This is a genomic window from Kamptonema animale CS-326 (assembly GCF_028330895.1).
Lineage (GTDB): Bacteria > Cyanobacteriota > Cyanobacteriia > Cyanobacteriales > Microcoleaceae > Kamptonema > Kamptonema formosum.
In genome coordinates this window covers 1-12,280 of record NZ_JAQMUA010000472.1, presented here as the reverse complement: position 1 = coordinate 12,280, position 12,280 = coordinate 1, and the positions used below count along the sequence as shown (strand labels likewise).

The following is a 12,280-nucleotide window of genomic DNA, read 5'->3' as shown; positions in this document are numbered from 1 at the left end:
TGTTGGTACTGGTGTGGGTACAGGTGTTGGTACTGGTGTGGGTGCAGGCGTGGGTACTGGTGTGGGTGCAGGTGTTGGCGCTGGCGTGGGTGCAGGGGTTGGCGTTGGCGTAGGTGCAGGTGTTAGCGAAAATTCGTAAGCTCCAATATCTGCGATCGCACTCCCATTATTATCACCATCTTGAGGCCGACTAACTCCTCGCTCGTCAGTAGCAGGTGCAGTTGCATTATTTCCCGTATCAATTGCCGGACTTCCTATCAGCAAAGCATGGGTAAAAATGCCACCACCATTATCTTGCAATGGGCCAAGTTTAGGGTCAGCAATAGTAATTCCTGGGAAAACATTTTGATCGTTGCCGAAATTTGTAAGCTTATCCGGCCATTGCAGATTATTTCCGCCGTTAATAAAGTTCCCAGCCGCATTTTGCTGAATCTTGAATTGATTTTGTGCAGTGTTATTAGCGAAAATCGTATTTTGGAGAGTAACTTGTTCGCCACTTGCCACCGTTACACCGCCACCAACCCATCCGGCATCATTATTAGCAATAGTAGTATTGGTAATGGTAGCAGAGCCGTAAAGCACCATTCCCCCGCCGACATTGCTAAACCCAGTCCCCGTTACTTTGTTGCCAGAAAAGGTACTATTACTAATTGTCGTGGGCGCTTTATCCATCCGCAAACCGCCCCCCTGACCCTCGGCTGTATTATTAGCGAAGGTAGTATTCTTGATAGTCAGACCCTTATTTAAGCTATTGCTAATTGCATACAAACCGCCGCCATTTCCACCTTCTCCTCCGGTAAGTGCTACAACCTTGTTATCTCTGTAGGTGCTGTCTTCAATAATTACATTATCTTGCGCTCCCGTAAACAGATGGGTTGCTCCTCCTCCTCCCTTAGCCGTGTTACCTTGAAACACAGTTTTGGTAATCCGAATTGTCCCAGAGGGTTCGTCAGTTGAACTAGCACGATCGGTGTAAATTGCCCCGCCATAACCTCTTAAAAAGTCATTAGGTTTGCCTGTAGCAAAAACGGCAGAGTTAGTATCGTTGTTGATAAATCGCGAGTTTTCAACTGTTAACTTACCGTTAAGGCTGTTAATTGCACCGCCGTTAATTCCTTTATTGTTCGTGAAGTCGCTGTTGGTGACAGTAAAATTTTTAGAACTCAAGAAACCGATTGCACCTGCACCGCGTTCATCATTGCCTCCTGTTGCTATGTTGTCGTTGAATTTACTGCCCGTTACTGTTAGGTTATTATTGAAATTGGCAAAAATTGCACCGCCACCCAGATCGGCAACATTATTGTTGAACTGAACGTTTTCTACTGTTAAAGTTACTTCGTCAGTTGTGCCGATCGCGCCGCCTCTGTTGGTTGTTTTACCGTTAGCAACGGTGATATTTTTGAGGCTAAAAGTTGAGGGAGTAACAACATTAGCATTAACAAAAAAGACGCGAGAGGAGTTGTTACCGCTGAGAGTTAAACCAGCGGCTCCACTTCCGTCAACAATTAGGTTTTTGCCAACTGGAATATCGAGCTGGCCGCTGCTGAGAGTAATAGTTTGACCTGCAAGATTAGGGGCAAATTGAATCGTATCCCCAACCGCAGCCGAGGCGATCGCTTGCCTTAACGAACCAGCTCCACTATCATTAGTATTGGTAACAATAATGCTAGCTAAACTACCTTTATAAGCCTGCATTACCTGTGGAGTAATAGCTGAAAATGATTCAATTTCTCCTTGAGTAAACTCTAAATTCCAATCGCCACCACTGCCAGTTATATTCGTAGAACCGGCAACGTCAGCCCCGGTTATTTGGCTTAATTGCTGTACAAAATCCGCACCAACTCCGACCGCGACATCGCACCCATAAAGCATGATATCTGCCTTGTCACTTAGGGCGGATTTCCACTGCTGCAACTGGCTTTGATATTGTTGAAGAGTGTCGCTACTCAGTTGAGAATTGCCTAAATAAAGACAACCGGGACTACCGTGAGACAAAATCTGAACGGTGTCAACTGTACCATAATTTGCGGCATATTTTTTGATTTCGGAAGTAATTTGTTCGATACCATTTTTGTTGCGATCGAGGATAATTACCTGTTCCCCTGGAAGCATCCCACTAGCAAGCAATTCGGAGTCATTTACAGCAGAGTCGATAAAGACTAAAGAGTGTGTAGAGAGATTTTGAATTGAAGGCAGAGTGTTTTCTGAAGCTACAGTATAGGTCATTGTGGATACTCCATTAAGGGCATTTACTGGTAGATACAGCCCTCGTTGAGTAAGGACATCAGCTTTGTCAGAGAACACCCTAGCGCATCATAGTTGCGATTGGCACTATGCACAAAGTATGATTATTTTCCTTTCACCGTAAGTTGCTATTTTAGTCTATTTTTTAAGAAATGGTATAATGTCACCTGTTAAAAGTAAGTAAATTCAGATTATAGTCTAATCGATAAAAATTCTATAAAAATATGCCATGAAAGAAATTGTGAAAAAATTGGAAAAATTGGATTTTTATTCTTATGAAAATCCAACTGTAGTTCCGATCGTTCAGGCATTGCAGTTGAATAATAATTCAGTTTGGTTAACGGACGGAAGATATAAGAAACTGGACACATTGTATATACCATTATCACCCGAAGCAGATGAGCTTATGTGTAATGCGATGGACGATGGTGATGAATTTTTGTATCTATACAGACCCTTACCTCCACATCGTTGCTTTTCTTTCGATAAAGAGGATTTGTATGAATATCCACCCATGATATTTGAAGATGATTACTTATGCAAGAGTCTAAGAAGATATGGTATTATCATGGAGGATGTAAATGAATATGAGGATTTTGAGGGAAATCTTCATCTGATTAGCAATATAGGTGATTTCTTGATTTGCCCTGCAAAATTTAGATCGTCATTTATTCACAACTGTTTGAAATGGCAGGTTGTTATAGTAAAACTTCTTTTAATGCTAAATGTTATTCTATCTCAAGTAGGTAGTAATGAAAGATTTTATGTAATCCGTGAAGAAGACGAAGAAGGAATTATTGTAGTTTTATTGGACTCACCCATATTTAATTTTTTACACGAAACTAAAGAAATAGAAGAGTCATGCTTGCCTAAGCCTATTGAGACATATTTTGAGAGCATTTTGCTTTAATACAGCAATTTAATTGAAATATTACTTACGCACCGATCCCCTAACGCCCCGTCCCGACGGTGTTACCAACAATTATGCGTAAGTCCTATTAATTTTAAGACGGATTATCAGTCGATGATGGTGGTTTTTTACCCACATTACGAACATTGATAATCTTGTTAAGAATATCGTACCAAAAAGCAGCACCCATAGAGATAGCTATACCGCTCAAAATCCAGCCAAAAATTCTTTTGCTAAATAAAGGCCATTCCCTACCATCAAATTCTTGATTTTTGAGGTTATTGGAATTCCAACCAATAGGTAATGATAATTTTTCTAAAGCTTGATTGACATCTGTTTGAATTTGCGCGAAATTATCTCGATTTGGTATAGAGTTGCGCGTAACTATCTCATCTGCATACTTATTCACAGTAGCACGCATGAGAGAATCTGTTGACAAATTGCCCACAATATATAATGTATCAGAATTAGTAGCAATAGCGATTGTAGTCCCAATCAAAAGAGCAACTCCTCTAGCATTGCGCTTATAAACGCCACCAGCACGCTCCATAGAACGATCAAACCAAGCTTCGATTTCTTGCTGAAATTTAGTAAATTTTTGGTCGGTCTGTGCTGTATCTTTTTCGGCACGCTTTGCCAGAATATATAAACTTTTTTTCAAAGACTCTGGCATACTATTAATTATTTCTTGAATTTCTTTATAAATTGGACTATCTTCTTTGGCTTCGACAATCTCTTGCACTGTTTCTTGAGTTTCTCTAGTTTTCCTAATCGAATTTAAGAAATTACTCAAACTTGGCTGTAATTCAAGTAGTAGCACTTTCCGGTCAGCATAACTATCTAAACTCGATTTCAAAAATCCCATTTGCCACTGAAAATCTCTGCCAGCTAATTCGCTTTCAGGCAAATAAACTTGAGAATTTTGAACGTAGATACCTAATTTCTCAGAAATTCTATCAATGCTATCGCTAAGAGTTGCCTGATTTTTCTTGAAGTCTTCCACAATTTTATTAAATTCCTTTTGCAGCCAGGTCAATTCCATATCTAAAATTGGCTGAACTGATTCTCCTAATTTCAAATTGTCTACAATAAACTTAACTTCTGCTAACTGTCGATCTTTAAATCTTTCTAACCGGGATTCGGTAATAGATTTGATTAAAGGCGAAATTCTGAGACTGTCCAGCAAGCTACTTGAGAAACTTGCAGAGGCAATGTAGGAAGGGCCGCTAGATTTATCGCCAAAAGCATTTTCAGTTTTGGTGATCCGGCGGTACAATGCGCCGATTTGATGGGTGATATTTCGGAACATTTTCGATAGGGGGCCTTTCGCTTCTTGATTCAGGTCATTGACGATCGGATTGTCATAAATAAGATTAGCCAAGTTTTTTATTCGTTGAAATTCAGCTTCATCTGTTAGAGTGTCACTGCCGCCTGAGATCAAGACTTCTATTGATTTCTTTAAATGTTCAGCCCGCCATTGCAAAACTGTGGCGATCATTTCCTGAATTTCTGTGGCTAGCAAGCTTAAACTGAGGTAAATAAAAATTAAGCCGATGACAATATCTAAAATTACAGGTAAGTTCATGGTAATGGCTAATGGCTAATGGCTAATGGCTAATTGCTAATTGCTAAGGGGGTTTTATAATAATTTTAACAGCTTAGTGTTAATGTTTTTACAGTTTTGCGAAGAATAGTGCAAGATGTCAGTATCTACTACATCCGCCTACCCTAATTTTACTTATGTCTGGTCAAATATTTCGTCGGCGTACTGACAAGTTCAAAACTCTCGTAAGTGGCAATTGGATCGATCTGTTTTGGGCGGTAGGGTTGCTGGCGGCGGCTGTACTCATATTCTCAATAAATCTCGGCGGTTTGCCTTTGCGAGATTGGGATGAAGGCATTGCGGGACAGGTAGCCCGCGAGATGTGGCGTGGGGACTTAAATTGGCTGTATCCGACGGTAGGGGGTACGCCGTATCTGAATAAGCCGCCATTGGTACATTGGCTAATAGCGCTGTGCTTTGCTGTTGGCGGGGTGAATGAATGGATGGCTAGGCTGGCACCAGCGATGCTGGCAGCAAGTTCTGTGCCCTTGCTTTATGCTATTGGGCGGGAGTTGTTTCAGCAACGGCTGAGTGCGATTTTTTCGGCTTTGGTGTGCCTGACGCTGCTACCAGTGGTGCGTCATGGGCGTTTGGCGATGTTGGATGGGGCGGTATTGTGTTTTTTGCTGATTATGGTGTTGTGCGTGTTGCGATCGCGCCGCAATTTACGCTACGCTCTAGGCGCTGGCATTAGTTTTTGTTTGATTTGCCTGACTAAGGGCGTTTTATTGGGATTGTTGTTAGGCGCGATCGCGTTTTTCTTCTTGCTATGGGATACTCCCCGACTCCTCACTTCTCGGTATCTCTGGACTGGTTTCGCGATCGGCATCTTCCCGGTAATAGCTTGGTATACTGCCCAATGGCTACACTACGGCCCACAATTTCTCAGTGCTAATTTGTTAGACCAATCTCTGCGGCGAGTTTGGGAACCTGTAGGAAATCATAAAGGGCCGCCTTGGTATTATTTGTTAGAAATTTTAGAGTCAGCTTGGCCTTGGCAGTTATTTTGGTTATTAGGATTGCGGCAAGCTTTAGAAAATCGTAATTTTGCTTGGGGAAAATTAGTATTAGTTTGGACTGGAATTTATTTGGCAGCAATTTCAGCCATGAGCACTAAACTCCCCTGGTATGTTTTACCAATTTATCCAGCTTTTGCCTTAGTAGTTGGTCACTATTTAGCTGAAGTTTGGCAAGTGAATGATATCAGGAAGGAAGATGAGGGAGAGAGGGAAGATGAGGGAGATAGGGAAGATGGGGGAGATAGGGGAGATGAGGGAGGTAGGAGAGGCAAAGTAGCTAAATCCTCCCCATCCTCCCCATCCTCCCCCTCCCCCCCTCTCCCCTTCACTCTCTGGCCTATTTTTGCACTGCTATCTGCTGTTGCAGCAGCGGGTTGCCTATACTTTAGCGGTTTGGTGAAATTAGGAGAGACTTTTGCACCTGTTGAACGAGATTTGCAGCTAGTGCTAATAGCTTTTGGCTTGACTATGGCGATTGTGGCTATGCTTTTACGGCAGCAAGATAGGCAATTTATCTTGATTTTATTTTGGGGAACTTACGTCTCGCTGCTGTTATTGGTGATGTCGAATAATTGGGTTTGGGAATTAGCAGAGGATTATCCTGTTAAGCCGGTAGCCGAAATTGTCCGCCAAGGTACAACTGCCGGTCAGGAAGTTTTAACCTCTCACCGCTATCCTCGACCTTCCCTAGATTTTTATAGCGATCGCCGTGTTATTCCTGCTAAAGTTGAGGAACTAAAACGCGAGTGGCAAACTTCTCCTCAACCTTATTTTCTACTCCATCGCTCCGTCTTAAAAAAGTTAGCTTTAGAAAATGTAAAGGTCGTAAAAACTGCGGGAAACTGGGTTCTAGTTACGCGAATAGTTAACAGTTAACTGGTAATTAAAAGCAGTATCTACCCAATTTAAAACTGCCAGGATTACGCACGGCTCACGTAACGCCGCCATCTTGGCGGTTTCTTGACTGCCAAGATGGCCGTGTTACGGATACTTTTGTTAGCAGAGGAACCAGAAACCGGGTTTTTTGACGAAAATACTTCGTTATAGCCAGCAGATTCCGTAAAAACCCGGTTTCTTTGGTCACAACTAACAACGAACAACTAACAACGAACAACTAACAACTAACCACTAACCAATTTATTACTTGTAAAAATTCTGTGTAAAATATTAGGGCGAAGGAGCATTTGATTCCCCAGTACCGTTTACCCACTCCCATAAGTCTTGAAAAGGTTTTTGTTGTTGGTTTGAGGGGTCAGCGGCCGCGATCGTAAAGCCAAAAAACACCACGCTACCGAGAATAGCCAATAGCGGCAAATGTTTGGCGAGCCCAAAGTCCCGCTGCATACGCGCGAAGGGCCTACTCTGCCGCCTGAGCATCCGTCCTACCTTGAGCTGCTTAATAGTGAAGGGGTCGCGAACGTAATGGCCACTCCAGCTAATTACTAAATGCGAATGGCAATGGGGACAAGTGAACAAACCGCTAAACATCCCAACGGGGCCTATGACGCTGGAATGATTGCAAATCGGGCAGGTGACGGAATGAGTATTATATGTGGGAGCGTTCATAACTGTTCTAGTTGTAGTTTGCGAGACCAACGACCAATTGCGACTCTGTGTTAACGCCTACGGCATAGCTCGGAGGAGGCACATATCCTTACTTCTTAGTCTACCGCTCCTATCAGCTCAATTGCCGCTTCTCAGTTTCCAAAACTTTCAAATTTCCACTCTGGCAGGTGATGTAGCGCAGCGGCATAAGTCAGGTTGTATTGTAGTGGGGTGAGGGTGATGTAATTTTGGCGAATTGCTTGTACATCAGTTGGTATATCATGGGGAAGAGGTGGCTCTGTGGTTTCTTCAACTTCTTCTAATAACTCTCCTGCAAGCCAATAATAACTTTTGCCTCGCGGATCTACTCGTTTTTGAAATATATCGAAATAACGGCGGATGCCTTGACGCGCGATCGCAACTCCGGCAATTTCTGCCTGCTGGACGGCGGGGATGTTAACGTTCAATAACATTGGCTCTGCCATTGGCTTTTCAATCAAGTTCGCTACTAATTTTTGAGCAAAGTTTACTCCTGCTTGAAAATCCCGCGAAGTGTAGCTAGCTAGGCTAAAGGCAATGCTGGGAATGCCTTCGATGATGCCTTCCATTGCAGCGGAAACTGTACCAGAGTAGAGGATGTCTGTTCCTAAGTTGGGGCCGTGATTGATGCCGGAAAGTACAAAATCTGGCCGTTTTTCAAGTAATGCCCACAAAGCTAGTTTAATGCAATCGGCGGGTGTACCCGAACAAGCCCAAGCTTTCACTTTTGGGTCAAAGATGGAATCGACTATTTCAGCCCGGATTGGTTGGTGAAGGGTAAGGCCGTGTCCGGTAGCGGAACGTTCTCTGTCAGGACAAACTACACTAACATCATGACCTGCGGCGGCGAGGGTGTTGGCGAGACTACGAATGCCTTGAGCGAAAATGCCATCGTCGTTGCTAATTAATAGTTTCACCATCGAGTTTTATAGATTAAATAACGATATCAAACCAGAGCAATTATCCCATATTTCCTCCTCTCAATTCTGAGAGTTTTTCTGTTTTTGATTTGCTTGCTCAACTCTCTGCGCGATCGCTTCCTTCCCTATGAAGAAGGGGCTAGGGGCTAGGGACTAGGGAAAGAGGGGAGATGGGGAGATGGGGAGATGGATAATTAGCTATTAGCCATTACCAATTATGATCGCGGATTTTACCGATTACACGGATTAGTTAGAGTCACGATCGTTTAGTCTGTGAAATCAGAGGAATCTGTAAAATCTGTGTATCCCCATTACCAATTACCAATTACCAATTACCAATTACCATTAAACTAAAAATCTCTATATTCTGTGTATATCTGCGATTTTTATTTCCTCGCAACTACCCCCAAATTCCAAGCAAATCGCTTCGTTCCTGGCAATTTCTTCAAAAGGTTATCTAAGTTTTCTAACCGCCGATATTCTGGCTCTAATCTTGCTTGTTCGATAATAATTTTCTTCCAATACCGCTCTTGATTCGGATGCACTCTTTCTATCAAATAAAAACGTAAAAAAATCCAAAGCGTAGCCAGCCAAAAAGTATCGTAAGCCACATCTGAATAGAGAGAATTTACAAATTTAACAATGTTAATATCTAGGGGAGTCTCATCTTCAGTCCGCACTTTTGTTGCCATCCGGCGATAAACATTAATTACAGGATTGTGTTTCAGCGGTTCCCAAAAACAAGCTTTTCCACCTGGTTTAAGGACTCGGTGCATTTCCCTAATAGCCATTTTAGGTTCTGGCAAATGGTGTAATAAATTAGAAGCATAAACAATATCAAAGGTATTATCTGGAAACTCTAATTCCATCGCATTTGCAGTGCAACCTTCAATTTTCACGCCGTTTGTCTCTGCTAATTTCAGAGCAACTTCTACCATTCCAGGTGAATAGTCAGTTGCTACGCATAGCGCACCTTTTTTAGCGAAATAAACGCTATTTTCACCTGCGCCACAGCCCAAATCTAAGAGTTTTTTGCCCGTAATATCGCCTAATTGTTTGAGGATAAATCGGTTTTCTGGGGCTGTACAGGCTTCAAAATAATCTTTGACTCGAATGCCATCGACATCAATTGTTGATGCCCAAGCATCATGGAATTGTCGCTCTTTTTCTAGTGTTTCATCTTGCATTTTTAATGAGTTCCTACACTATTAACATTACCATGAATCCTCGCTAGTTCAGCAGCAAATTCTTCCTGCAATCGTTCTAAATTCACTATGTCAAACGTAATTTTTTTAATAATCTGCCGTCTTAGTAAATTATTTAATTCAGTCACGCAACTATCTAAAACTAGGGCAAAATCAGTTCTCGATAGAATCCTCTGTTCTTGTATTATATCTTTCTCAGTAAGGCATTCGTAGCGATCTACTAAGTCTTTAAGTGTTTGATAATGTTCGCTGTTTGGGAAAATAATAGACAATGCAGAAACCGTTTGCTGCATTTCAGAAGCTTTAATATATGAATTGACGGGTTGCGCGATCGCTCTTGAGTTTAGCACAATAATAGCGACTTGATTCACACCAAAATCAACAGCAGTAATAGAACGTGGAATCGTCGCCAATTCAGCAGCAAATTCTTCCTGCAACCATTCTAGATTATCTACATCCAACTTACGAATCCATTCAGATTTACCCTCTGCAATAATTTGATTCACGCGCTCCGTACAGGCATTTATGAGTTTAGCAACTTGCAGTCGAGCGAGATTGCGAGGGCATCGCGAATAGCATTCTGGATAAGGAATATAGCAACCATAGTGTTCTACCATTTCCTGCAATGCTGGGTAACTCCAGTCACCGGGTTTTACCTCTTCATCAGACGCTCTCGGTTGAACATCGACCGCTCTAAGTTCGAGGTTCAATTCTTGCGCGATCGCGCTTTTCAACCCAATCAAACCACAAGTCAAAATTGCTGAACTTATCAGTAAAATCTGTACCCACAAATTTCTCATTAGCCCTTCATACTAAGTAGATGGACACAATTAAACGTAGGGTGGGCGCTCGCCGCAAAAAGTTTGTAACTCATAGCTATATATGGTAGTCGGCGAGCGCCCACCTTACAAGTTTGCGCTAACTACCACATTGGTATCAACAACAAAGCGCTGCTTATTTCTCATTGAGAACAGACTCTAATATTTCAGGAGTTAAACCTCGCTTTTCTGCTTCGTTGCCGATTTCATCCATTAGCCCCATCATTTGCTGATTGGAAGTCTGAAACCCTGGATTCAATGAAGCATAAAGACGATTCAACGCACTGACATAGGCCTGTGCTGAGGCGACAATAATATCAGTATTAGCCGCATGGCCCGAAAATACTTTACCCTCATGTCGCAACCGAATTGTCACCTCTCCGATCGCATCAATTCCCGCCGTCACTGACTGTACAGAAAACTCAATTAACTCATTGGGTACGTTTACCACGCGGTTAATTGCCCTGTACACAGCATCCACTGGGCCAGTGCCGATCGCAGCATCTGTTAATTCCTCGCCTGTTGGTGTCCTCAGCGTTACCGTCGCTGTAGGTCGGGCGCGATCGCCACAGGAAACCTGTACCAATTCTACCCGGAAAAGCTCTGGCGGTTGGTGGATTTCGTCGTTCGCGATCGCCTCCAAATCCCAATCAGTAATTTCTTTCTTCTTGTCTGCCAAATCTTTAAATTTAACAAACGCCTTATTCAACTCATCATCTGACAGTTCAAAACCCAATTCTTTTAACCGACTTTGGAAAGCATGGCGACCAGAAAGTTTACCCAAAACGATTTGATTATCAGTCAAACCGATCGATGTAGCATCCATAATTTCATAAGTCAGCTTATTCTTCAAAACCCCGTCTTGATGAATTCCTGACTCGTGGGCGAAAGCATTCGCCCCTACAATTGCCTTATTTGGCTGCACCAACATCCCCGTTAAAGTCGAAACCAAACGCGAAGTCTTATAAATTTGGCGCGTGTCAATATTCGTCAGCGATTCCTCAGAATTTACTGGTCGTCCCAAGAAAGGATTAAAATATTGACGACGGACGTGCAACGCCATTACTAACTCTTCTAAAGCTGCATTTCCCGCCCGTTCGCCAATACCATTAATCGTGCATTCTAACTGCCGAGCCCCATTTTTTACAGCTTCCAAGAAGTTAGCAACTGCCAAGCCTAAATCGTTGTGACCGTGAACGGAAATAATCGCTTGGTCGATGTTAGGAACGTTTTCTTTGATGCCGCGAATTAAAGCCCCAAATTCAGCGGGAGTAGTGTAGCCAACCGTATCAGGGATATTAACAGTTGTCGCCCCAGCCGCGATCGCTCTTTCCAGCACTTGATATAAGAACTCTGGATCGGAACGGCCCGCATCTTCTGGAGAAAATTCCACATCTTCCACAAAAGATTTAGCATGAGCCACCATCTCTGGTACAATTGCCAAAACCTCTGCTCTAGTCTTCTTCAACTTATATTCCAAGTGAATATCAGACGTTGCTAAAAAGGTATGAATCCGACGATTAGCCGCTGGTTCTAGAGCCTTAGCCGCTGCTTCAATATCATTTTTACTAGCTCTGGCCAAACCGCAAATCGTCGGGCCACCTTCTACCCCAACCGTCTGAGCGATTTTTTGTACGGCCTCAAAATCCCCCGGACTAGCATAGGGAAAACCTGCTTCAATTACATCCACGCCCAATCTCGCTAACTGGCGTGCGATCGTCAGCTTTTCATCCACATTCAAGGCAGCCCCAGGCGACTGTTCCCCATCCCGTAAGGTCGTATCAAAAATAATAATCCGGTCTTTTCTTGATTGATTTTTCATGGTATTAGAACTGATGTCCTCCTGAGTTAAGTTGTGATTGAAACTTTGTTCCAGCATAGGGAAAATCTGGTATTAAGAATAAGGGGAAAATACATGATAATCACCAATTATAGAAGAAGGGGCTAGGGGCTAGGGGCTAGGGAAAGAGGAAGAGA

General features: G+C 42.8%; 9 protein-coding genes. 2 read left to right on the top strand and 7 right to left on the bottom strand.

Features of this window, described 5'->3' with window-relative positions; all coding sequences use genetic code 11:
* The coding region (locus tag PN499_RS27650; RefSeq protein WP_272036588.1) for a DUF4347 domain-containing protein at positions 1-2,226 on the bottom strand (2,226 nt) is incomplete at its 3' end.
* 247 nt (positions 2,227-2,473) lie between these two features.
* Here PN499_RS27650 and PN499_RS27645 point away from each other — a divergent pair.
* Positions 2,474-3,154 (top strand): hypothetical protein, encoded by a 681-nt coding sequence (locus PN499_RS27645; RefSeq protein ID WP_272036586.1) that lies wholly within the window; start codon positions 2,474-2,476, stop codon positions 3,152-3,154.
* Between the two features lie 94 nt (positions 3,155-3,248).
* Here the strand turns inward: PN499_RS27645 and PN499_RS27640 are convergent, their stop codons facing one another.
* Positions 3,249-4,739, bottom strand: coding sequence for a hypothetical protein (locus PN499_RS27640; RefSeq protein ID WP_272036584.1), 1,491 nt, complete (start codon positions 4,737-4,739; stop codon positions 3,249-3,251).
* Between the two features lie 155 nt (positions 4,740-4,894).
* Between PN499_RS27640 and PN499_RS27635 the strand changes: the two genes are divergently transcribed.
* Positions 4,895-6,652: an ArnT family glycosyltransferase gene (locus PN499_RS27635; protein WP_272036582.1), complete on the top strand. Its 1,758-nt coding sequence runs from the start codon at positions 4,895-4,897 to the stop codon at positions 6,650-6,652.
* A 291-nt stretch (positions 6,653-6,943) separates the two neighbouring features.
* On the opposite strand, the gene PN499_RS27630 is transcribed toward PN499_RS27635, so the two are convergent.
* From PN499_RS27630 to PN499_RS27610, 5 genes are all read right to left on the bottom strand, one after another.
* Entirely contained in the window at positions 6,944-7,342 is a 399-nt protein-coding gene (locus tag PN499_RS27630; protein WP_148288927.1) for a hypothetical protein, read from the bottom strand.
* Positions 7,343-7,473: 131 nt separating this feature from the next.
* Positions 7,474-8,277 carry a 5'/3'-nucleotidase SurE gene (gene surE / locus PN499_RS27625; protein WP_272036590.1) on the bottom strand — a complete coding sequence of 268 codons (804 nt, stop codon included), beginning with the start codon at positions 8,275-8,277 and terminating at the stop codon, positions 7,474-7,476.
* 389 nt (positions 8,278-8,666) lie between these two features.
* Positions 8,667-9,467 (bottom strand): class I SAM-dependent methyltransferase, encoded by an 801-nt coding sequence (locus PN499_RS27620; RefSeq protein ID WP_272036578.1) that lies wholly within the window; start codon positions 9,465-9,467, stop codon positions 8,667-8,669.
* A gap of 2 nt (positions 9,468-9,469) precedes the next feature.
* Entirely contained in the window at positions 9,470-10,285 is an 816-nt protein-coding gene (locus PN499_RS27615; protein WP_272036576.1) for a hypothetical protein, read from the bottom strand.
* 154 nt (positions 10,286-10,439) lie between these two features.
* Positions 10,440-12,125, bottom strand: a complete 1,686-nt coding sequence (locus PN499_RS27610) for a 2-isopropylmalate synthase (protein WP_272036575.1) — start codon at positions 12,123-12,125, stop codon at positions 10,440-10,442.
* Positions 12,126-12,280 lie beyond the last annotated feature (155 nt).

Coding starts and splice junctions, on each gene's coding strand:
- PN499_RS27645 (WP_272036586.1), top strand. CDS start 2,474: ATGAAAGAAATTGTGAAAAAATTGGAAAAATTGGATTTTTATTCTTAT.
- PN499_RS27640 (WP_272036584.1), bottom strand. CDS start 4,739: ATGAACTTACCTGTAATTTTAGATATTGTCATCGGCTTAATTTTTATT.
- PN499_RS27635 (WP_272036582.1), top strand. CDS start 4,895: ATGTCTGGTCAAATATTTCGTCGGCGTACTGACAAGTTCAAAACTCTC.
- PN499_RS27630 (WP_148288927.1), bottom strand. CDS start 7,342: ATGAACGCTCCCACATATAATACTCATTCCGTCACCTGCCCGATTTGC.
- PN499_RS27620 (WP_272036578.1), bottom strand. CDS start 9,467: ATGCAAGATGAAACACTAGAAAAAGAGCGACAATTCCATGATGCTTGG.
- PN499_RS27615 (WP_272036576.1), bottom strand. CDS start 10,285: ATGAGAAATTTGTGGGTACAGATTTTACTGATAAGTTCAGCAATTTTG.
- PN499_RS27610 (WP_272036575.1), bottom strand. CDS start 12,125: ATGAAAAATCAATCAAGAAAAGACCGGATTATTATTTTTGATACGACC.